Origin of the sequence: Mucilaginibacter rigui (assembly GCF_014773275.1) — a bacterium.
Taxonomy (GTDB): Bacteria; Bacteroidota; Bacteroidia; order Sphingobacteriales; family Sphingobacteriaceae; genus Mucilaginibacter; species Mucilaginibacter rigui_A.
Genome location: NZ_JACWMW010000003.1, coordinates 711,420 through 733,556, shown reverse-complemented (window position 1 = coordinate 733,556; position 22,137 = coordinate 711,420). Strand labels below are relative to the sequence as shown.

At 42.7% G+C, this 22,137-nt stretch carries 15 protein-coding genes; 6 read left to right on the top strand and 9 right to left on the bottom strand.

All coding sequences use genetic code 11. The features are described 5' to 3' along the window. Nucleotides 1-311: 311 nt before the first annotated feature. Nucleotides 312-3,347 (top strand): GH92 family glycosyl hydrolase, encoded by a 3,036-nt coding sequence (locus tag IDJ75_RS16615; protein ID WP_191176739.1) that lies wholly within the window; start codon nucleotides 312-314, stop codon nucleotides 3,345-3,347. 5 nt (nucleotides 3,348-3,352) lie between these two features. Further along, complete coding sequence (locus IDJ75_RS16610; protein ID WP_191176738.1) at nucleotides 3,353-3,700, top strand: TfoX/Sxy family protein; 348 nt, start codon at nucleotides 3,353-3,355, stop codon at nucleotides 3,698-3,700. Nucleotides 3,701-3,707: 7 nt separating this feature from the next. Here the strand turns inward: IDJ75_RS16610 and IDJ75_RS16605 are convergent, their stop codons facing one another. The 8 genes from IDJ75_RS16605 to IDJ75_RS16570 form a co-directional block, all read right to left on the bottom strand. After that, nucleotides 3,708-4,550, bottom strand: coding sequence for a phytanoyl-CoA dioxygenase family protein (locus IDJ75_RS16605; RefSeq protein ID WP_191176737.1), 843 nt, complete (start codon nucleotides 4,548-4,550; stop codon nucleotides 3,708-3,710). 64 nt (nucleotides 4,551-4,614) lie between these two features. Further along, the gene (locus IDJ75_RS16600) at nucleotides 4,615-5,913 is read right to left on the bottom strand and encodes a sensor histidine kinase (RefSeq protein WP_191176736.1); all 1,299 of its coding nucleotides are present in this window, start codon (nucleotides 5,911-5,913) and stop codon (nucleotides 4,615-4,617) included. After that, complete coding sequence (locus tag IDJ75_RS16595; RefSeq protein ID WP_191176735.1) at nucleotides 5,897-7,270, bottom strand: sigma-54-dependent transcriptional regulator; 1,374 nt, start codon at nucleotides 7,268-7,270, stop codon at nucleotides 5,897-5,899. Before IDJ75_RS16595 ends, IDJ75_RS16600 begins: the two co-directional genes overlap by 17 nt. Nucleotides 7,271-7,288: 18 nt before the next feature. After that, nucleotides 7,289-8,467, bottom strand: a complete 1,179-nt coding sequence (locus IDJ75_RS16590) for an ABC transporter permease (protein WP_191176734.1) — start codon at nucleotides 8,465-8,467, stop codon at nucleotides 7,289-7,291. 29 nt (nucleotides 8,468-8,496) lie between these two features. Then, nucleotides 8,497-9,735: an ABC transporter permease gene (locus IDJ75_RS16585; protein ID WP_191176733.1), complete on the bottom strand. Its 1,239-nt coding sequence runs from the start codon at nucleotides 9,733-9,735 to the stop codon at nucleotides 8,497-8,499. A 26-nt stretch (nucleotides 9,736-9,761) separates the two neighbouring features. Beyond that, the gene (locus tag IDJ75_RS16580; RefSeq protein WP_191176732.1) at nucleotides 9,762-10,427 is read right to left on the bottom strand and encodes an ABC transporter ATP-binding protein; all 666 of its coding nucleotides are present in this window, start codon (nucleotides 10,425-10,427) and stop codon (nucleotides 9,762-9,764) included. A gap of 18 nt (nucleotides 10,428-10,445) precedes the next feature. Next, nucleotides 10,446-11,903 carry a TolC family protein gene (locus IDJ75_RS16575; protein WP_191176731.1) on the bottom strand — a complete coding sequence of 486 codons (1,458 nt, stop codon included), beginning with the start codon at nucleotides 11,901-11,903 and terminating at the stop codon, nucleotides 10,446-10,448. A 4-nt stretch (nucleotides 11,904-11,907) separates the two neighbouring features. Continuing rightward, nucleotides 11,908-13,155 (bottom strand): efflux RND transporter periplasmic adaptor subunit, encoded by a 1,248-nt coding sequence (locus tag IDJ75_RS16570; RefSeq protein WP_191176730.1) that lies wholly within the window; start codon nucleotides 13,153-13,155, stop codon nucleotides 11,908-11,910. Between the two features lie 248 nt (nucleotides 13,156-13,403). On the opposite strand from IDJ75_RS16570, the gene lepB reads away from it, so the two are divergent. From lepB to IDJ75_RS16555, 3 genes are all read left to right on the top strand, one after another. Then, on the top strand, nucleotides 13,404-14,504 hold the full coding sequence (gene lepB, locus IDJ75_RS16565; protein WP_191176729.1) for a signal peptidase I: 1,101 nt from the start codon (nucleotides 13,404-13,406) through the stop codon (nucleotides 14,502-14,504). Nucleotides 14,505-14,686: 182 nt separating this feature from the next. After that, on the top strand, nucleotides 14,687-15,013 hold the full coding sequence (locus tag IDJ75_RS16560; protein WP_191176728.1) for a hypothetical protein: 327 nt from the start codon (nucleotides 14,687-14,689) through the stop codon (nucleotides 15,011-15,013). A 70-nt stretch (nucleotides 15,014-15,083) separates the two neighbouring features. After that, nucleotides 15,084-17,894, top strand: coding sequence for an alpha/beta hydrolase family protein (locus IDJ75_RS16555; protein WP_191176727.1), 2,811 nt, complete (start codon nucleotides 15,084-15,086; stop codon nucleotides 17,892-17,894). Nucleotides 17,895-18,031: 137 nt separating this feature from the next. On the opposite strand, the gene clpB is transcribed toward IDJ75_RS16555, so the two are convergent. Beyond that, on the bottom strand, nucleotides 18,032-20,629 hold the full coding sequence (gene clpB, locus IDJ75_RS16550; RefSeq protein WP_191176726.1) for an ATP-dependent chaperone ClpB: 2,598 nt from the start codon (nucleotides 20,627-20,629) through the stop codon (nucleotides 18,032-18,034). 181 nt (nucleotides 20,630-20,810) lie between these two features. Between clpB and IDJ75_RS16545 the strand changes: the two genes are divergently transcribed. Continuing rightward, the gene (locus tag IDJ75_RS16545) at nucleotides 20,811-22,133 is read left to right on the top strand and encodes a sensor histidine kinase (protein WP_191176725.1); all 1,323 of its coding nucleotides are present in this window, start codon (nucleotides 20,811-20,813) and stop codon (nucleotides 22,131-22,133) included. Nucleotides 22,134-22,137 lie beyond the last annotated feature (4 nt).

Genomic DNA, 22,137 nt, shown 5'->3' with positions numbered 1-22,137 from the left:
TTAAAAAATGGTGGCAACTCAATTGCTCAACTGCAAATTACGAAACAGCTGATTATAAGCTAAATACAAGCGTTCACGAGTGTTCACGGCCGTGAACGTGAACACTACGGAATAAAAAGGCCGTTTCGGGGCGTTTTAAGGGCGTTTTAAGGGCGCACTAATAATAGCTTGTCAGCAGACCTTTCTAAGTAAGTTGATAATCAATAACTTAACTAATTAACGATCGTGAAGATGCTCGCTATTTACCTATAAATGGCTCTTTCCTACCTCAATAAATCTTGCTATTTTGCGCCTTCCTAAAAGTTTTTTAAATGAGATCTATAGTTCGTGGTGTTGCAATTGTATTAGCCCTGTTTACGGCGTTTAACGCATCGGCCCAAAAGAAAAAGAAAGACGTTACCCAATTTGTAAATCCCTTTATAGGTACAGGTGGCCACGGCCACACTTATCCTGGCGCGGTTGCCCCTTTCGGTATGGTGCAGTTAAGTCCTGATACCCGTTTAGAGGGATGGGACGGTGTTTCGGGCTATCATAATACAGATAGCGTGGTGTATGGCTTCTCGCATACCCACTTGAGCGGCACCGGCATCGCCGATTTTTGCGACGTGCTATTTATGCCAACCACCGGCGAACCCCAACTAAAAAATACCGAATACCGCTCGGGCTTTAAAAAAGCTAATGAAGTAGCTTCTCCAGGTTATTACAGTACCCTGCTCGATAAATATAACATCGGCGTAGAACTTACCGCCACAACCAGGGTTGGGGTGCATAAATACGATTACAAGAATGCACCGCAAGGCAATATCATTATCGACCTGCAACACCGTGACGAAGTACTGGATAGCTGGATCGAGGTAGTGAACAACCACGAGATTCGTGGTTTCCGTCGTTCAAAATCATGGGCTACCGATCAGCATTTATATTTCTATGCCAGGTTTTCAAAGCCGTTTAAAGCTTACGGCATAGCTTCAGACGACCAGGTACAACAAGGGAAAAGCAAACTGCAGGGCAAAAACATAAAAATGTACATCCAGTTTGATGACCCGGGTACAGTTATATCAAAGGTTGCTATATCATCAGTTAGTGCTGAAGGTGCTTTGAAAAACATGGATGCCGAAATGCCCGACTTCGACTTTAAAAAGGTTGTAAAAGCAACCAAGCTTGCATGGAATGAAGAACTTTCAAAAATACAGGTTGAGGGCGGTGCACCCAATATTACGGCACAGCGCGAGGCAAACTCGGTATATAACCCTTACGGAACAACCAAACCTGCTGTTAAAGGTAAAAAAGAAGCAGAACCTGATTATGCCAAACAAAAACAGGTAATATTTTACACAGCATTATACCATTGCATGGTTGCACCAAGTATCTACAATGATGTGGACGGGCAATATCGGGGCATGGATCAAAAGATCCATACAGCAAACGGCTTTACATATTATACGGCGTTTTCTTTGTGGGATACTTACCGTGCAGAAAACCCGCTATTAAATATCATCGACCGTAAACGAACGCTTGATTTTATTAAAACCTTTTTAGCTGTTTACGAACAAGGTGGTTTATTACCGATATGGCCACTGGCTACTACCGAAACTTATTGTATGGTGGGCAACCACTCCATCCCGGTTATTGTTGATGCCTATGCAAAAGGTATAAGAGGGTTTGACGCTGAGGAAGCATTTACCGCTATGAAAGCAGCCGTAAATCGCAACCAGTTTGGATTGGATAACTATAGAGCTACAGGTGCAGTTAATGCCGATGTAGAACACGAATCGGTTGCGAAAACGCTTGATTATGCTATTGACGACTGGTGCATTGCTCAGATGGCCAAAATGCTGAACAAACCTCAGGATTATAAAGAATATATTCAGCGTGCCCAGTATTGGAAAAACGTACATAATAACCAAAACGGATTTATGCAGGCCCGGGATAATGGCGGTTGGTACACCCCTTTTGAGCCTACCGAAATAAACAATAATTATACCGAGGGTAATGCCTGGCAGTATAGCTTTTTAGTACCGCAGGATGTAGAAGGGCTTATCAAAAGCCTGGGCGGTAAAGCAAATTTCGAGGCGAAGCTCGATGAATTATTTAGCACCAATGCCAAATTAAGCGGTCGCCAGCAGGATGACGTTACCGGCCTAATTGGCCAATACGCGCATGGTAATGAGCCAAGCCACCATATAGCATACCTGTATAATTTCACCAACTCGCCCGAGAAAACCCAGTACTACGTAAGCAAAATATTACGCGAGCAATATAGCGCCCAACCTGATGGCCTTTCGGGGAATGAGGATTGCGGGCAAATGTCGGCATGGTATATAATGAGCTGTTTAGGTATTTACAATATAGCGCCGGGGCAGCAGCAATACCAGGTTGGGGTACCGCAGTTCGAGAAGATCACCATCAATATGGAGAACGGAAAAAAATTCATTATCAGTAATCCCGGTGCTACTGTAAGCCGTGGTAATTTTTACCTGCAGGGTATGAACCTTGATAAAAAGCCTTACGGCAAATTGTACCTGAAGTATGAGGATGTTGCAAAGGGCGGAGAATTTGAAGTGTACACCGGCAGATTAGTCAATAAATTATTCATACAGGATCTGGAAAAACCAACATCGAATATAACAGATGAGTTGATCGTACCAAACCCATACATTATATCGGGTACCAAAACCTTTAAACAATCCATCAGTGTAGAAATAGCCTGTGCCGATAGCGCCGCCAAAGTTTATTACACACTGGATGGCAGCACACCTACATCAGCATCAACAGAATACAGTAAGCCCATCAACATTATGGTAAACACCACAGTTAAGGCCATTGCCATAAGAGCTGGTAAAAGCAGTTTTGTTGATGAGGCTACCTTCACTAAAATACGCGGTGATATTAAGCTTACACTGGTTCACAAATACCTATCAAACTATTCTGCACAGGGCGATGAAACACTGATAAACGGCATACACGGAACAGCCAACTGGCGCCTCGGTAACTGGCAAGGCTACCAAAACAACGATCTGGTAGCGATACTCGATCTGGAGCAGGTAAAACCCGTTAAGCAGGTAAGTATAGGGACTTTGCAAGATACCCGTTCATGGATAGTTTTCCCAGGATCGGTTGAGTTTTGGTTGTCTGATGATGGCAAAAATTACAAACTTGCTGCAACGGTAAACAGCAAGGTAGATGTAAAAGACCTTACCCCGCAAACACAGCAATATACTGCCCCCATCAATAAAAAAACAAGGTATATTAAAGTTGTTGCCAAACAATTTGGGGCATTACCCGAATGGCACGAAAGCAAGGGAAGCCCATCGTACATATTTGCGGATGAGATAACAGTAGAGTAATTAACATGGGATACGACGAAAAACAGGCAAACCGTATACGCGAAGCATTAGTTGACGCCTCAAATGTTACCGAAAAAGCTATGTTTGGCGGTTTGTGTTTTATGGTTGATGATAAGCTTTGTATCTGTGTACGCAATGCCGACCTGCTTTGCCGTGTTGGCCCTGATGAGTTTGAAAATGCTTTAGAAAAGAATGGCGCCAGCGTCATGACTATGGGCAGCCGAACCATGAAGGGTTATGTTTACGTTGAGGAAGGCGCCCTGCGAAACCATAAAGATTTTGATTATTGGGTAGACACTTCGCTTGCCTATAATAAAATTGCCAGGCCGGCTAAAAAGCGCAAAAGCAAATAGCAAGGCTTTACTTCTCCCAACCTGTTTCTTTCAAAGCCGGGTCGTTCTCTTTGGCCAGGAAATCATTATTTGATAATGAACCTGCGTCCCAGTTCAAAATAGCTTCATTGGGTACAACAGCTACAGGCGTTTTCCACGAGGTTGATGTTTCGTTATAGGCAAGGTTGCTTTGCAGCGAATAGCATGAAATGATAGACCAGCGCGGCCCATCGGATAGATTAGCTTCCGACCGGTGCAGCAAATTACTATGAAAGAATAGGGCGTCGCCGTGCTCCAACTCACAATATACCAGTTCCATAGTTTGCAGGGCATTGTTTACCATCGTCATATCCGCGCCAACCTGCTCGCCCGAAAAACCATGGTTAACACGGCCCAGTTTGTGCGATCCTTTTATTACCTGCAGGCAACCGTTTTCTTTATTGGCTTTAGTTAGCGCCACCATTACACTCATTAACTGATCAGGAAACATGAACTGATTTTTATACCAGTAACCGTAGTCCTGGTGCCACTCCCACGCACCGCCAACCTTTGGCTCTTTTTGCATCAATTTGGAATGAAAATGACAAACAGGTGCATCGCCATCCAATAACTGACTAACACGGGTTATCATCTTTTCGCTGCGGGTTAAATAACCAAAAACATCATTACCCGGCGTAAACCATAATGAAAGACGCGTTTTTTTACCGCTTTGGTCGTTCAGGTCAAGGGCATTTTTACGCATTGCATCGTCATTCAATGCGGTTGTGTACAACCTGTCAATTTCTGCAGCCGAACAAAACCCCTTGATCACGATATAACCATTACGATGATATGCTGCTATCTGCTCTGCAGATAATACTTGAGTTGCCATAATTGGTTTACTTGATTAAGTAAATTTACGCAAGTATTTGTCAAAATGATACTATTTTAATACGCTAAAAGCTGATTGTAAAAGCGGTTTGCCTTACTGCTATTGTTTTAAGTGAAAACCCGTAACCATGGTTCAGCATTATCTCGCGCACTAAAGTAAGCCCTATACCCTGTCCATCCTTTTTAGTACTATAAAACGGGGTGAAAAGTTGTAAACTTTCTTCAATGCTGATGCCTTTACCATTATCTAAGATCATCAATTGCCGTTTTTTTGTATCTAACTTAAATTCAACTACGCCATTGTTTCCAATAGATTCGATGGCGTTTTTTACGATATTGATGAGCGCCTGTTCCATCTGCTGTACATCAGCTATAATATAAAATGGCTGCGAAGGCGATTGATAGACCAATTTGATATTACTGTCTTGCGCCTTTACCCGCATCAAATGAGCTATAGAATCAAGTAACTCATTCAAATCAATTTGCTTTTTATTGGCTTCGGGCAATTTCACCAGGTCGGCAAAATTGCGCATAAAATGGTTCAGGTTTTGGTTTCGGTCGAAAGCCACCTGCAGGGCATTATTTAACTGGTTATCGATTTGGTTTTGCCAAAGCTCATCGCTTTTGAGGGTAGATTGAATGATGGAGTTTACCGGCCCAACGGTGTTATTCACCTCGTGCGCCATCATACGGATAACCTTACCATAGGTATTCTTTTCGGCAGCGAGTATCTCGGCGGTAAGTTCCTCGATCATAATAAAATCGCGTTGAAATCCCCTGTCAATAAAGTGCGATTTTTGCAGCTTATAGGTGGTGATACCACTAAGTTTAACGGTGATGGTTTCGCCGGCTTTTAACACTTTGGCTTGTTCAAAAAGGGGGTGCTGCAGTTCCTTAATATTGTTACCTATAAGTTCCTTTTCATCCATGCCCAATATCTGCAAAGCTTTAGGGTTTATTTGCTGCACCTGTTCGTCATGATCCATAATAATAATACCTGTTGGCGAAGTATAAATGAGCTTCTCCAGGAAAAAGTGCTGTTCTTCCTGCTGTGTACGCTCGGTTCTTAACTGGTCTATCATTTGGTTGTATACGTTGATGAGTTGGTCTACCTCATGCTTACCGGTAGGCAAAAATTTAACATTAAAATCGCGGTCTTTCAGGGCTTCAATGCCTTGTAAAAGCATTTTTATAGGGCGTATAAGCTGCCCGTAAAGCCTTATGGCAATAACCAGAGATATAATGATAAATACCTCTGATGCGATAAAATAAACCCTTTTCTCATTAAAAATAAAGAAAGTAAGCCCAAGGGTGAGCAGGTGTAATATGGTTACAAAAAGGATGTATTTAGTCCTCAGCTTCATCGTAGGGTATCTCAAACTTATCTAATCGCCGGTACAGGGCGCTGCGGGTAAGCCCCAGTGCCGTTGCCGCTTTGGCTACCTTATTTTTATGATAAAGCATCGTTTTTTTTATCATCTCAATCTCCATTTCTTCGAGCGTGATACTGCCGACAGCCGGCACTTTGGCGTTCCCTTGTTTTATGGGCGATTGCTCTAACTGCGATTTAAAATCATCAATATCCAGTTCGTTGCCTTTGCTAACCAATATAGAGCGCTCCACCAGGTTTTTTAACTGCCGGATGTTACCCGGTAGCGGCAGTTGCTGCAGCCACTTCATAGCAGTTTTTGACACCGTAAGTTGCGGCCGATTGTAGATCTGCTTAAGGTTATTGATAAAAAAGTTTACCAGCAGTGGTATATCGCCCGGCCTATCGCGAAGGGATGGCAGGGTAATGGTTATCAGGTTAATGCGGTATAACAGATCCTCGCGAAAAGTATTGCTGTTCACCATTTGATTAAGGTTTTTGTTGGTAGCACAAACCACGCGTACATCAACTGTTTTGGTGCGGCTACTACCTAATACCTCGTAGGTCCTGTCTTGCAATACCCGTAACAGTTTTACCTGGCTGCCGGCATCAAGGTCGCCTATTTCATCTAAAAATATAGTGCCCTTGTTTGCCAGTTCAAAGCGCCCGGCTCTGTCAAAACGCGCATCAGTAAACGCCCCGCGAATATGGCCAAACATCTCACTATCAAACAATGAGGTGGAAATACCGCCCAAATTCACTTTTATAAAAGGTTTATTGGCGCGCAGGCTATTTTGGTGCACAGCCTCGGCTATCAGTTCCTTCCCTGTGCCGCTTTCCCCCATTATGAGGATAGAGGCATCTGTGCCGGCAACACGGCCGATGGTTTCCAATATTTGCAGCATTAGCGGGTCTTCGCCAATAATGTGCTGAAAGTTATACTCTTTATCGAGCTGCTTACGGGTAAGGCTTACTTCCTTTTGCCCCTGCAAATCTATCAGTGTTTTTATAGATTGTAGCAGGTGCCCGTTATCCCATGGTTTGTTAATAAAATCATTGGCACCCATTTTCATGCCCTGTACGGCCAGGTTAATGCTGCCCCAGCCGGTTATCAGTATCACGGGGATGTTAGGCTCCAGCTTCTTAATCTGCGCAAGCAAAACCATGCCTTCTTCGCCCGAAGTACTGATAGAAAAATTAAGATCGAGAATAATAAGCTGTGGTGCGTTGCCTTTGATGATCTTTAAAGCTTCGGCAGGTGTTTCGGCACCTGCTACCTCGTACTTTTGGCTTTTCAGCAGTAAAAGCAGCGAGGTGCGCACAGCAATATCATCGTCAATAACCAATATCATACAGTCAAAATTAAAGTATTATTCTTCATGTAAAGCAATTGCCGGTAAAATTGCTGAAGCCTGTTTGCCGGGATATAATGAGCATATTAACACCAGCAGGTAAATAAACATAACCGATAAAAGTATTGCCGTTAGATAAACACTTGCGGGCAAGTCAAATACATTCAGCAACGGAAACTGCACCGCAAAAAATATCCCGATAAAAAGCGCCAGCGTAGCCAGTATCATAGATTCTGTTACCAGTTGCCATGACACAGAATCGCCGCTGGCACCAATTGCCCGGCGTAAACCTATTTCGCCTTTGCGTTTATTTATATTGTACCAAAGCACCCCAAATAAACCTAAAGCCACATTAATGATCAGGAAACAGGCTACAACAAGTAAAATTATCATGGGTATAAGCGTAGTGTTATTGATGGTTTTACGCTTATCTGTAAGGTGTTCTATCTCAATACCTGAATTATTAGAATTACTGGCCATTAGTTTATACAGGCGGCTTTCAAAAGCAGCATCGGCATTAGCATTAACTTTTACCAATATCCTGCCCCTGCCATCGTTTGATGATGTATCTATGCGCTCATACATGGCAAGCCCGGCCTCCTGGTAATCACCTTTAGCTTTTACATCTTCTACTACACCTACAATAATCCTTTTACTGTCATTGCCGCCCACTTTTTCGCCAAGGGCCTTGCCATTGCCAAACAACTGCTGCCTTAAAGTGCGGTTTATAATTACCGGTTTAACTGTCGCGGCATCGTCTTGCTTGCCAAACCAGCGGCCTTCTGTTACCTTCATATTTAACACCTTATCATAAGCATCACCTGCGGTGTAATAATTAACACGGTTAACATGCACTTTTTTATAATCTACATTGTTCATGTGCGTATTGGCCGAGAACGGTACGTTTGAGCTGGCAAAACTTACTTCCTGCACCTGCGGCATGGCCTTAATATTGCTCAATATGGTTTTATAGTATACATCTAACGAATCTTTATCTTTGATTTTAACGTCGCTTTGGTAATTGACAACCCATACATGGTCATACTCAAATCCCATGGGCTGTTTATAATGCTGATAGTAATTTACTACCAAAATAAACACCGCAAATATTACCATGAAGGATACTAATATCTCCGTAATGAGTAAAAAATTTTGCTTCTTTTTATTCCAGATCAGCTTAAACAAATGCTTAATCATAATATTTTATTTAAATGTTAATGAATGTATTATGCCTTTAAGGCGTTAACTACGTTTAACCGCGACATACGCCAGGCCGGATATACGCCGGATAATAACCCAAATACCAAACAAGCCAGCAAGCTGCAAAAAAGCACCATATAATTAAGGCTGAGGTTAAGGTTGGCTATAAGCCCCGAGCTATTAATTATCTGCATAACTACTACAGAAAGCACCACACCTATTAACCCTCCTAACAGGGTTAAAATAATGTTCTCGACAATAAACTGGTAAACCAATGTTTGCGACGATGCGCCAAAGGCCTTGCGTACACCTATCTCTGATGAGCGCTCCATAATGCGGGTAATGTTTATATTAACCAGGTTAATTGTTGGCAACAGCATAAACAGGAAAACAAATATGCTAAGGCCAATGATCATTTTTGAGATACCAGATTCAGGGCCATTTCCAAGAATTATCCTTATTAAACTTGTAAAGTATGTATCAGCAAAGCTATAAAGGTGGTCAAATTCCTTATCAGGGATTTTTATGCGCGATACCATGTCCGAATATTCCTTTTGCATTTTCGGCAGGTCATCGGCAGATTTTGCAAGCAGTATGCCCGAGAAATTCCCGTTAAGACCTTTGTCTTTTGTGTAATTATTTTTTGATACGGTGTATGGCAGGTACATATCTCCATACATAGTTAATTGTGTAATAGGCACGTTTTTTACCACACCGCTAACCCTATATTTTATATTATCAACCTCTATATATTTACCCACCACAGATGGCGCATCGCCGAAGTATGCATTTTTGGTATCCTCGGAGATTACGGCAACTCTTTCGGCGTTCTCTATTTGCTGTTTACCAAAAGGTTTGCCTTCCAAAAAGTCATAATCTAAAACATCCCAGTAATCGGCATTAGTAAATTTCATGCTGATAGCCACTTTTTTATTGTTCACATATGCGCTCGAAAAATCGAACATTGACGATATGGCTACCTTAACAGGCGTTTTTAAGCTTTTAGCATAATGATCTAGAAAATAAAAAGAGTGCGGCCCTTTGCTCATAGCGCCATTTTTTGAACCGGTCATTTCCATATTAAGGATGTATAATGATCGGTCGCGTTTTTTATCGGGATAGTTTGAATTGCCAACCCTGTCAATAAAAGCGGTGAGTAACATTAATACGGTAAGGGTAAAACTAATGCCGAATAAACTAATGAAAGTGAAGAACTTTCTGCGCTTAAGCACTGCTATGGCTATTTTGAAGTAATTTTTTAACATGATCTTTTTCTATTTAGGCTGATGAATTACTGAACCTGCGATCCGTCAAATAACCTTACCAGGCGGTGGGTTTTTTGCGCCATGTTTTCATCGTGCGTAACCATTACAATGGTGGTTCCGTCGTTTCGGTTAAGCTGAAGCAATATGTCCATTATCTCGTTTCCCATTGCGCTATCCAGGTTACCGGTTGGCTCATCGGCCAGTATAATTTCAGGGTTACCTACAATGGCACGTGCTATGGCCACACGCTGGCGTTGCCCTCCTGATAATTGTTTCGGGAAATGCTTTAAGCGGTTGCTCAAACCTACCTTTTCGAGCGCTTCGGTAGCCAAGCGCCTGCGCTCTTTAGCGTTTGTATCGCGGTATAATAAAGGCAGTTCTACGTTGTCTATCACTTGTAGGTCGCCTATCAGGTGATAGCTCTGGAATATAAAGCCCAGCTTTTGATTACGGAATTTAGCCAGTTGTTTATCGTTAAAGCGCCCGGTAGTTTGTTCGGCTATGCTGATGCTTCCTTTAGAAGGTTCATCAAGGAGGCCCATAATGTTTAGCAGTGTACTTTTACCGCAGCCCGAAGGGCCCATTATAGATAAAAATTCGCCCTTGGCCACGTCAAGGTTTATGCCATTAAGTGCAAGTGTTTCAATAGTATCTGTGCGATATACTTTTTGAATGTTTTGTAATTTTATCATGTGATTAATTTAGAATTTTTATTTATAAGTTATTTTTTGATTTTTCTCAAAGTCGTAAAGCGATAGGTAGCGCAGCTGATAGTAAGCACCCCAGAAATCGCGTAGGGCTGCTACATAATCGCGCTTGGCGCGGTCGTTCTCTTCAAAAGCGATACTCAGGTCGGTGATACTAAGGTCGCCTAACACATAGCGTTCGCGGGCTATCTGGTATTTTTCCGACGCTATGCTATCGGCCTCCGCGGTAAATACCAATTGGTCTTTCATCATATTAAACAGCGTTACCTGTGTTACTATCTGTTGCTTAAAAGTTTGCTTATCCTGCTCAACCGCATACTCGGTAAACTGCTCATTGGCCAGCGCCGTTTTTACACGCGATTTGGAGCGGCCCCAATCCAACACCGGGATAGAAAATTGCAATTGCAGCAACTGCTGGTTTTGCGGTGATTTATAAACATCCAAAATTTTAGGAGAGCTGTTAGAAAAACCCAGGTTTGCGGTTAGTGTTGCTACCAGGCCGCTTTGCCCCTTTGCCTTGGCCACATCCCTTTTTGCCTCAGCAATACGGCGTATAAAACCTATCGCGTCCGACCGGTTATCGAACGCTTCGGCCAGTACTTTATCGGCAGATACACTCATGTTAATAGATGAGCCGGGAAGCATTAAGGCTATTTTATCGTCACTTTCCATACCAGTGTAGCTGCGCAGGGTTAGCGTGGCTATCTCCATATCACGCTTGGCGGTGCCTACGGCCTTTTGGGCGTTCAGTTGCTCCAGTTGCAGCTGTAATATTTCATTCTTTGATACCTTACCCAGGTCGAACTTTAGCCTGGCTATTTTTAAGATCTTTTGGGTGTTGGTATAATTGGTTTCGGCTATCTGCAGGTTCACCTGCGCCAATAGCAGATCGAAAAAGTACCCGCTTACCGTATAAGCTATCTGCTCCTGCGATTCGATATACGCCTGTTTGCTTTCGTTAAACTTTAACGGTTCTATCTTTTTATCCCATCGCAAGGCATTAAACTGGAACAGCGGCTGACTGTACCCTATAGCATAAGGCACGCCATTGTAAAGCACATTATCCCTGTCGAAATCATAAAAACGCTGCATTTGTGTGGTGCCGTAAATAGTACCACCAGTTGCGGTGATACCCTGGCTAAAATCCAGTTGTAAGGATGAGTTATCATTATGTATCGGCTGAAATAATATGGTACCGTTTGGCTGTAATACCTGTGTGTAAGTTTTGCTGTAACCCGGCAAAATACCTGTTAATGATAGCTGCGGCTGATAGTTTGATTTAAATGTGCGCCATTGCCAGTATTTGGTTTCGCGCACGGTAGTGGCTTGTTTGGCAGCTATAGAGTTCTTTTTGGCCATCTCCACTACCTCCTGCAAACTAAGCCGCAGGGTATCAGCACCACTGCGGCAAAAAGCAGTGGTGCTAATGGATAGTAATATGGTAAGGTATAGGTATTTCATTACGTTAGTTTTTAATAGTGAGTTCGGTTAAATTTTTAAACTCGCTCATATCTGATGTTATCACCGCATCGCCGGGTTTTATGCCGTCTTTTATCTCTACAAAATCAAAATTGGTAAGGCCGATGTGTACCTTTCTTTTTTCGGCTTTGCCGCCGTTTATTACAAATACTTCCTGCACATCGGCACCTTTAAACGCCGGGCCGTTAGCTACTCGCATTACTTTATTATGCAGATCTGTCACTAAAAACACATCCACTTTCATGTTTGGGCGCAGTAGTTTGTTGTTGCGCTCGTCCAGTTGCACATCAAACGTTACAATACTGTTCTGTACAGATGGATATACGTTGGCCACATGGCCCTTCATCTGTTGTTCGTTAATGCGGATAATAACCGGCATGCCATTACGCAACTGATCCATATAGTTGTCTGATATGCTGCCGTTCACCTTAAAGCTTCCCAGATCAGCAATGCGTGCGAGTGATTCGCCCTCGCGCACTGTAGCACCTATGTTTTTGTTTATCCAGGTAACCACCCCACCGCGTGTAGCGATGATGTTGGCAAGATTTAGTTTACGTTGTAATTCATGCAGGTCATTCTGCTGTATAGCAAGGGCTATCTCGGCTTCCTTAATTTCAATCTGCATGGTTTGCTGCTTGCTTTTTATCTCGTTCTCCAGTTGTTTCTTTTCCAGTTGTGCAACTTTCAGGTTCAGTTCGGCCTGCTCAATACCTTCGCGGGTACCGCCGCCGGCTTTAAAAAGGCGCTTTGCGTTTTCAACGGCATCGGCCAGGTTGCTGATGCGTAGTTGTTTGATGTCGTTATTGGAGCGGATATCGAAAAAGCTTTTACTCAGGTCGAGCTTTAGCTTGCTGATCTCGTTACGTTTACTTTGTAGCTGAAAGTTCAGCCTTTCGAACTCTGTTTGCGTGGCCGATTTATCAAGCGTAAGTATAGATTGGCCTTCTTTTACCTTATTGCCTGCATCCATCAGCACTTTTTTTATTGATGCATTAATTGGGCTGGTCAGGATCTCCTCAAACTCGGGCAAAACCTCGCCGGTAGCATTTAACGTATTTTCAACACTGCCTTTTTCAACAACAGCTGTAGTGATACTGGTTTTACTGATGGTTGATTTTAATGATGAGCGCAGTAACAATACAGCCCCTGCCAGCACAACAATTATTACTGTTGCTATAATGATGGCACTTTTCTTTTTACGTGCCGTTACTTCTTCTTCAATTACCTTGTCCATTGTGTTATTGTGATCAAATTTGACAAGAGTTTTGCAAGAGCTATACCAAATTTTAAATATTGAAATACAGTTTATTACGAAATTTAATAGATTAAAATTTGTCCGATATCGGACAAAGCTTTTCAATTGCGATCAAAGAAGGATTACCGTTAAAAACAAGTGTAATAATGAAGTAGGGATATAATGTAACAAATGGACGCAGTGGCAGTCTAATATCAACGTACAGTTAAACATAAACCACAATTACCATGAATTGGAAGTTTTTATCACGCCGAAAAAAAGACACTAATAAACCAAAAAAGAGCGTTATGCGCGAATGGGTAGATGCTATTTTATTTGCAGTAATTGCATCAACTATTATCCGTGGTTTACTATTCTCGGCATACGCTATCCCTTCCGCTTCAATGGAAGGCAGCCTGCTTACCGGCGATTACTTGTTTGTAAGTAAAATGGCTTATGGCGCGCGTATGCCCATGACGCCTGTTTCTATCCCCTTCCTGGAATCGACCGTTACCGGTGCCAAGATCAAAACGTATTGGGATGGCATACAACTGCCCTATTTCAGGCTGCCCGGTTTAGGCGAAGTAAAAAAAGGCGACCCTGTTGTGTTTAACTATCCTGCTGAAACTGTTGACCGCCCCGTTGATATGCGCACGCACTTTATTAAACGCTGTGTAGGCACCCCCGGCGATATTATTGAGATAAAAGACGGCAAAGTTTATGCAAATGGTACATACTATGCAAACGCGCCAAAAGGACAAACTTCATACGTTGTTACTACCGATGGCAAAGATCTTAATTCAGAGATGATCCATAATCTAAAAATAGACTTGCGTTATCAGTACAACCCAACTACTTATGAAATGATCATCCCACCGGATAGTTATAATGAGTTTAAAGGTTACTCAAACATCAAATCGATAAAAGAAGTTATTGAGCCAAAAGGCGAATACAGCCCGCAGATCTTCCCGCATAACGAGAAGTTTAAATGGAACGAAGATAACTTTGGCCCATTACTGATCCCTAAAAGAGGTACTACTATTCCGTTGAACGACTCTACCATGGCTTTATACGGCCGCTCGATAGAATTTTACGAACATAACAAGGTTACCAGTGATGGTGCTGCTGTTATCATTAACGGTAAAAAAGCAGATACCTATACTTTTAAAATGAACTACTACTGGATGATGGGCGATAACCGACATAACTCGGAAGATTCGCGCTTCTGGGGCTTTGTACCAGAAGACCATATTGTAGGTAAAGCGATGATAACCTGGATGAGTATTGACAGCACCCAAAGCACGTTGAATAAGGTACGCTGGAATAGGATATTGCGGGCGATACATTAAAACATACTGAAACAATAAGCCGGAAGCATAACTTTCGGCTTTATTATTTCACTGCACGTATCCGTACACTGCTTGTATTAAAACCGACCAACAAAAACCATTAAAACAATTTAAACAATTAAAAATCAGATAATTAAAAGCATGGCATCTGATTTGAGGTATGTTAGGTCAATAGCAGTGTCATGAGTAAAGACAATCGGTATATTATCAGGCGCACCCTATCTCAGGAGAGGTTTGAAGTGCTTTGGAAAAAACGCAGCAACGGGCAGGCAACTTTAAAAGACCTTACCGAAATGGACGAGATCATTAACCGGGATGCGGGAGTCCGCCAGTTTGTTTTGGAGGAAATGGAAGGAAAAGACGATCTGAATGATAATAACGACATGCCGAATATGCTGCAGCAACCAACGGTATCTCATCAATCTATAACGGCTAAAATAAAAGCATTTTTTAACCGGTTATTTAATATAATAGCGGCCAACCATAAATTAACGTCGGCCAACTTGTAACTTTTTCATTTCATTAACTTCCAAAGCATTAAAATTTAAGATATTAGGGCTGCTTACCATCTGCTTTGATATGAAAAAAATTTTACTGCCCGTATTTCTACTGTTCTGTTTTTATGCATCTGCACAAAAAACATCAAAAAAACCGTTGGATCAATCTGTTTACGATGGATGGCAAAGTATAGCCGGTGAACGCATCAGCAACGATGGTAAATGGATAGTTTACGCTATAAAACCACAAGAGGGCGATGCTAATTTGGTAATAACAGGCGGTAACGGTAAAAGCCTGATTAATATACCGCGGGCAGATACCGCACGCTTTACACCCGACTCTAAATACGCTGTATTTTTAATAAGGCCGTTTTATAAAGATGTGCGCCAGGCTAAGATCAAAAAGAAAAAGCAATCTGAATTCCCTAAAGATACACTGGGGATCATTACTTTAGACAAAAATACGATAACCAAAATACCGGCTATACGCTCATTTAAAATAGCCGATAAAGCTACTGTTATAGCTTACCTCTCTACTGCCGATACGGTTAAAAAAACTGAAACATCTGATACTTCGAAAAAAGCTATTACAACCACTATTGCCCCACCCGTTAAAGAAGGTGCTGAATTAACGGTAAACCAACTTTTAAAAGGCAAAACACGTAGTTTTAAGTATGTTAGCGATTACCAACTCACTAAAAACGGTAAATGGCTGGCATTTTCGGTAACAGCGCCTAAAAAGAACAAAACCGTGGTATCGGGCTTGTTTATTTATGATATAGAAAAAGACATATTGAAAACCTTAAGCACGGGCCGTGGCAATTATAAAAACTTAACTTTTGATGATGCCGGCAAACAGCTTGCCTTTACCGCCGAAAAGAACCCTGAAAAAGCTTTAGTAAAACCGTTTAAACTTTATTACTACACCACTGCAAATGATAGTGCTATTGTTATTGCCGAATCAACATCGGCAGGTATGCCGGTAAACTGGGCGGTAAGCGGCGACAGTAAAATATTTTTCAGCAAAAGCGGTAACAACTTGTTCTTTGGTACAGCGCCAATCCCAAAACCTGCCGATACTACCCTGGTAGATTTTGAGAACGCCCGAGTAGACATCTGGAACTATAAAGACGATTACCTGCAGCCACAACAGCTAAAAAACCTGCAACGCGAATTAAAACGCAGTTATCAGGCGGTTATCCGCCCAGCTGATGGCACTCACAAGCTGGTGCAGTTGGGTGATAAAGGAATCCGAGAGATAATGGTATCTGATAATAATGATGCACCCTTTGTTTTAGGGCTGACTGATACCGGCGCACGTGTACAAGCCCAATGGGAAGGTGGCTCGCAACAAGCCGCTTATTTGATCAATACCAAAACCGGCGAACGCCTGCGCATAAACGACCGGTTGAAAGCCCGTTACAATATATCGCCGGGTGGTAATTATGTGGTTTGGTTCGACTATAAAGATCAGAACTGGCACAGCTATACCATCGCCACTGGTAAAAAAATAAATATCACCAACAGGCTTGGTGTTAAATTGGGTGCCGAAGACAATGATGTGCCTGACGACCCGTCACCTTATGGTTTAAGTGCCTGGGAAGAGAACGACAAACGCGTACTGATCTACGACCGATACGACATTTGGGCCATTGACCCTGCAACCGGCCATGCCACCAATTTTACAAATGGTATGGGCCGCAGGTATAATATCGAGTTTCGCTATGATAGTAACAACCCTGAGGAGAAATTCATCCCATCAAAAAAAATGTTGTGGATGATTGCCCAGAACGACGAGAATAAGCAATGGGGCTATTATAAAAAAGAGTTAAACAGCGATTATGCTCCTAAAAAGGTTGTAATGGCACCAATGGGTTATAGCGGCTTGCAGAAGGCCAAAAACGCCAATGAGTTTATTTACACCAAATACAGTTACACGCAATCTCCCGATCTGTATGTATCAACCGACCTTTTACAGGAAACAAAACTAAGCGCCATAAACCTGCAACAGGCACAGTACAACTGGGGTACTGCCGAACTGGTGCAATGGACGACACCCAAAGGCTACAGATCAAAAGGGATATTATACAAACCAGAAGATTTTGACCCGGCCAAAAAATACCCGATGATAGCCTATTTTTATGAGAAACTATCTGACGGATTATACAACTACATCCCCCCTGCACCTACGCCATCGCGCCTGCCAATCTCATGGTTTGTAAGTAACGGCTATTTGGTTTTTGCACCGGATATCAGTTATGAAACCGGCCACCCCGGTGCATCGGCGGTTGAGTTTGTAAACTCGGGCGTGGAAGCATTAAAGAAAAACCCATGGGTTGATGGGCAGCATATAGGCATACAGGGCCAAAGCTGGGGCGGTTACCAGGTAGCTTACCTCATCACCCAAACCAATATGTATGCTGCCGCATGGGCTGGCGCGCCAGTGGCCAACATGACCTCGGCATACGGTGGTATCCGTTGGGAAAGCGGTGCAAACAGGCAGTTTCAGTACGAAAAAACGCAGAGCCGCATTGGCGCAAGTTTGTGGGATAAACCGGGTTTGTATATCGAAAACTCGCCGCTGTTTCAACTCCCGAAAGTAAAAACTCCGGTAGTTATTATGAGTAACGATGCTGATGGTGCTGTACCATGGTACCAGGGCATTGAAATGTTTACCGCACTGCGCAGGCTGGGCAAGCCTGTTTGGCTATTGCAGTATAATGACGAGGCCCATAATCTGGTAAAACGCCAAAACAAGAAGGATATCAGCATCCGCGAAGCGCAGTTCTTTAACCACTTTTTAAAGGGCGCGCCAATGCCAGTATGGCTGGATAAAGGCGTACCTGCAGTTGATAAAGGTAAAGACTGGGGTTTTGAAATGAGCGGACAATAACCGTTTGTAGTGAGCACTTGCAACTGCCGGTTAAGCATATAAGAAAAGGCAAGCTTATTTGGCTTGCCTTTTCTTATAAACAACAAGAGCAGCCCAAAGGCAGCCCTATTGCATGAACGCGTCTTACTCATCAAATCTTACTCAGCGGCATTCATAAACACAAAGTTGTTATCAAACATATCCAGCTTTATCTTACTGTCCCTATCCACCTTACCGGCAAGGATCTGTTTTGATAACTCATTCAGTATTTTCTTTTGTATAACACGCTTTAATGGCCTTGCACCAAACTGCGGGTCGTAACCCAATTGTGCCAGCCAATCCAAAGCTTCTTCTGATGCTTCTATGGTTACACCCATTTCGGCAAGGGTTTGCTGCACCTGTTTGAACTGAAGCTTTACAATATCTGTTATCTCATCCCTGCTTAGTGGGGTAAACATAATGATCTCATCTATCCTGTTCAAAAACTCGGGCCTAATGGTAGCACGCAACAGGGTAAAAAGTTCATTCTTGGTTTTGGCGATAACTTCCTCACGGTTATTATCTTCCAGGTCAGCAAAGTTTTCCTGTATGATGTTTGAACCGATGTTGGATGTCATAATGATGATGGTATTCTTAAAGTTCACCACACGGCCTTTATTATCGGTTAAATGGCCATCATCCAATACCTGCAACAAAATGTTAAATACATCCGGATGTGCTTTTTCAATCTCATCCAGTAATACTACGCTGTATGGTTTACGGCGTACGGCCTCGGTTAATTGTCCGCCTTCATCATAACCCACATATCCCGGAGGCGCACCAATCAGCCTTGATACCGAATGGCGTTCCTGGTATTCGCTCATATCAATACGAACCAATGAGTTTTCATCATTGAACAGGTATTCGGCAAGCGCTTTTGCCAGCTCCGTTTTACCCACACCGGTAGTCCCCAGGAATATAAATGAACCTATAGGCTTACGTTTATCCTGCAAACCCGCACGGCTACGGCGTATGGCATCGCTGATGGCTTCGATAGCTTCCTCCTGCCCGGCCACACGTTTATGCAGTTCGGCTTCAAGGCTCAGCAACTTTTCCCGCTCGCTCTGGATCATTTTACTTACCGGGATGCCAGTCCAGCGGCTTACAACACCGGCAATATCGTCGGCAGTAACTTCCTCTTTCAGCATCCGGCTATCATCCTGGTTCTCAGCTAAAGCGGCTTTCAGTTTGTCAACTTCCTGCTGTGCTTCAACTATGGTACCGTAGCGTAATTCGGCTACTTTACCGTAATCACCGGCACGTTCGGCCTGTTCGGCTTCCAGCTTATAATTTTCGATTTGCTCAACCTTTTGGTTGATGCCATCTACAATATCTTTTTCGCCCTGCCATTTAGCACGTAACGAATCACGGTCGGCACTAAGATTGGCAATTTCTTCGCTCAGCTCGCTTACCTTGCGGTCGTCTTTTTCGCGTTTAATGGCTTCGCGCTCAATCTCCAGTTGCATAATGCGGCGTTCTAATTCATCGACAGCCTCGGGTACCGAATCCATTTCTAAACGAAGTTTTGAAGCGGCTTCATCCATCAGATCGATAGCCTTATCAGGCAAAAACCTGTCGGATATATAACGCTGCGACATTTCTACCGCGGCGATGATAGCCTCGTCTTTGATCCGTACTTTATGGTGGGCTTCATACCGTTCTTTTAATCCACGCAGAATAGAGATAGCATCAGCAGTATCGGGCTCATCAACCATCACCTTCTGGAAGCGGCGTTCTAAAGCTTTATCCTTCTCCACATACTTTTGATACTCATTTAGTGTGGTGGCGCCAATTGCCCTTAGTTCGCCACGGGCAAGGGCCGGTTTCAGGATATTTGCTGCATCCATCGCACCTTCGCCTCCACCGGCACCAACAAGTGTGTGTATCTCGTCAATAAACAGAACTATCTCACCATCGCTTTGGATTACTTCTTTGATAACTGCCTTCAGGCGCTCTTCAAACTCGCCTTTGTATTTGGCACCCGCTATCAGCGCACCCATATCAAGCGAGTACACAGTTTTGGTTTTCAGGCTTTCAGGCACATCGCCTTTGATGATTCTAAACGCAATACCTTCGGCAATGGCGGTTTTACCCACACCGGGTTCACCAACCAATATCGGGTTATTTTTGGTACGTCGTGATAGGATCTGGATTACACGACGGATCTCTTCATCGCGGCCTATAACCGGGTCGAGCTTGCCGCTTTCAGCGTATTCATTAAGGTTGCGGGCATATTTATTTAATGCGTTGTAGGTAGCTTCGGCATTTTGGTCGGTTACCTTGCTATCGCCGCGTAAACTGGTGATGGCCTTTTTAAGGTCTTTTTCGTTTACACCCGCATCTTTTAAAACGCTTGCAGTTGCATCATTGCCGGCAAGTATACCTAACAAAATGTGCTCTACAGATACAAACTCATCCTTAAATTCCTTTAAGTAAGCTGTAGCTTTTTGCAACGCACTGTTAGTGCCCGATGACAGGTATACATCGCTCCCACTCACTTTGGGGAAAGACTTTATCTGCGCATCAAGCGTATCGTTTAACCTGTTTAGGTTAACGTTTAATTTTTTCAACAGGTAGGTTATAACATTCTCGTCAACCAGTAATAAACCTTTCAGTAAATGCGCGGTTTCTATAGCTTGCTGCTGGTTACCTGTTGCAATTTCGGATGCCTTTTGTACGGCTTCCTGGGCTTTTATGGTAAAGTTGTTAAAATTCATAGTACTCAATTACCCTCAAAACAATTGCCACTTTACAAATAATGAACAAATGGCATTCTATTTAAAAATGAACAGACATTTTGTCAATAAGAACACTATTTTTGCCATCTACAACTTATAGGAGTTATAATATTTATTTCCGAAAATTTATATTTTTGGAGTCCCCTTACACAAAAACAACTTGGAAACGCATTTTTTTACAAAGCTATCCCCAAAATATAGTACGGCTTACCGTAACTATTATACTTACCAAAATTTACAAGGGGTACGTACAGCCAGTTTTATTTTCCTTACCTTAAGTATAGTTATCCGTATCCTTTATCATGTATTCCCCGAGAGTTTAACCAAGGCACAGAATTTCCCTGAGTTTAACTTTATCAACTGGATATTTATTGCAGTTACACCGTTATTTTATCTTGTAAGTCATTTACTTGTAGTAAACATGCGCAAAACTAAACGGGCTACTGCCGGAATGGCGCTGTTCATTTTTGTATTCGCATTATATATTATTTGCTGTGGCATGTACTCCAGCTTTATATCCACATCTGATCCCAGTAACGCATTAACGCTTTATCTCATAGCCCTGAGTATTGTAAGCGTAATGTTTGTATTTGAGTATCACGAAACCATCGTATTACTTATTGGTATCGAGATGTTGTTTACCATGATGCTTTTTCACGCGCAGGTTGGCGCTACCGAAATGACGCACAACCAAATGATATCGGCCATTTTGCTTGCGGGTTTTTACTTAACATCAAGATATTTTTTCTCATACAAAGCCAGTTACTATGGGCAGATAGTAGAGATCCGCCAGAAGAACCAGGAAATTGAGAAAGCCAACAATTTTAAGAACCAGGTTTTAGGCACCGTAGCGCATGATCTGCGTAACCCTATTGCCGCAGTGGAATCATTAGCAATGATGATGGAACTGGAGGATATTGATCAAGATACACAGGAAAACCTGACAATGATGCGCGAATCGTGCGTGAAAGCACGTACCATTATAGATGATTTACTGGATGCCGCGCGTAACGATAACATGAACGCGTTTGATACCACCCGTACCGAACTTAATAAATGCCTGCAGGATATTGTAACAACCTGGAAGATACAACAAAGCAATGTGGTATTTATAAGTGATGTTAAAGCGGTTTATGCGATGATAAACCACGAGAAATTTCCGAGGGTGATGGATAACCTGATTAGTAACGCGCTTAAATTCAGCAAGGATACCGATAATGTTGAAGTACACCTTAAGCGTGAAAACAGCAATATCATTATAGCTGTAAAAGATCGTGGTTTAGGCATCCCCAAAGATCTGATCCCAAAACTGTTTGTGCGCTTCTCGGGCGCAGGGCGTACCGGGTTAAAAGGCGAGCAATCTACCGGTATAGGTTTAAGTATTGTTAAAGATATTGTAGAAAACCACGGTGGTAAAATAAGTGTTAACAGCGTTGAAGGCGAGGGTAGCACATTCACTATCTCACTCCCGGTTGCAGATTAATTCT

What these genes read in the sequence shown, in the direction of transcription:
- IDJ75_RS16590 (WP_191176734.1), bottom strand. Translation starts at nt 8,467, where the DNA reads ATGATTAAGCATTTGTTTAAGCTGATCTGGAATAAAAAGAAGCAAAAT.
- IDJ75_RS16585 (WP_191176733.1), bottom strand. Translation starts at nt 9,735, where the DNA reads ATGTTAAAAAATTACTTCAAAATAGCCATAGCAGTGCTTAAGCGCAGA.
- IDJ75_RS16595 (WP_191176735.1), bottom strand. Translation starts at nt 7,270, where the DNA reads ATGATATTGGTTATTGACGATGATATTGCTGTGCGCACCTCGCTGCTT.
- IDJ75_RS16570 (WP_191176730.1), bottom strand. Translation starts at nt 13,155, where the DNA reads ATGGACAAGGTAATTGAAGAAGAAGTAACGGCACGTAAAAAGAAAAGT.
- IDJ75_RS16615 (WP_191176739.1), top strand. Translation starts at nt 312, where the DNA reads ATGAGATCTATAGTTCGTGGTGTTGCAATTGTATTAGCCCTGTTTACG.
- IDJ75_RS16610 (WP_191176738.1), top strand. Translation starts at nt 3,353, where the DNA reads ATGGGATACGACGAAAAACAGGCAAACCGTATACGCGAAGCATTAGTT.
- lepB (WP_191176729.1), top strand. Translation starts at nt 13,404, where the DNA reads ATGAATTGGAAGTTTTTATCACGCCGAAAAAAAGACACTAATAAACCA.
- IDJ75_RS16555 (WP_191176727.1), top strand. Translation starts at nt 15,084, where the DNA reads ATGAAAAAAATTTTACTGCCCGTATTTCTACTGTTCTGTTTTTATGCA.
- IDJ75_RS16580 (WP_191176732.1), bottom strand. Translation starts at nt 10,427, where the DNA reads ATGATAAAATTACAAAACATTCAAAAAGTATATCGCACAGATACTATT.
- clpB (WP_191176726.1), bottom strand. Translation starts at nt 20,629, where the DNA reads ATGAATTTTAACAACTTTACCATAAAAGCCCAGGAAGCCGTACAAAAG.
- IDJ75_RS16605 (WP_191176737.1), bottom strand. Translation starts at nt 4,550, where the DNA reads ATGGCAACTCAAGTATTATCTGCAGAGCAGATAGCAGCATATCATCGT.
- IDJ75_RS16560 (WP_191176728.1), top strand. Translation starts at nt 14,687, where the DNA reads ATGAGTAAAGACAATCGGTATATTATCAGGCGCACCCTATCTCAGGAG.
- IDJ75_RS16575 (WP_191176731.1), bottom strand. Translation starts at nt 11,903, where the DNA reads ATGAAATACCTATACCTTACCATATTACTATCCATTAGCACCACTGCT.
- IDJ75_RS16600 (WP_191176736.1), bottom strand. Translation starts at nt 5,913, where the DNA reads ATGAAGCTGAGGACTAAATACATCCTTTTTGTAACCATATTACACCTG.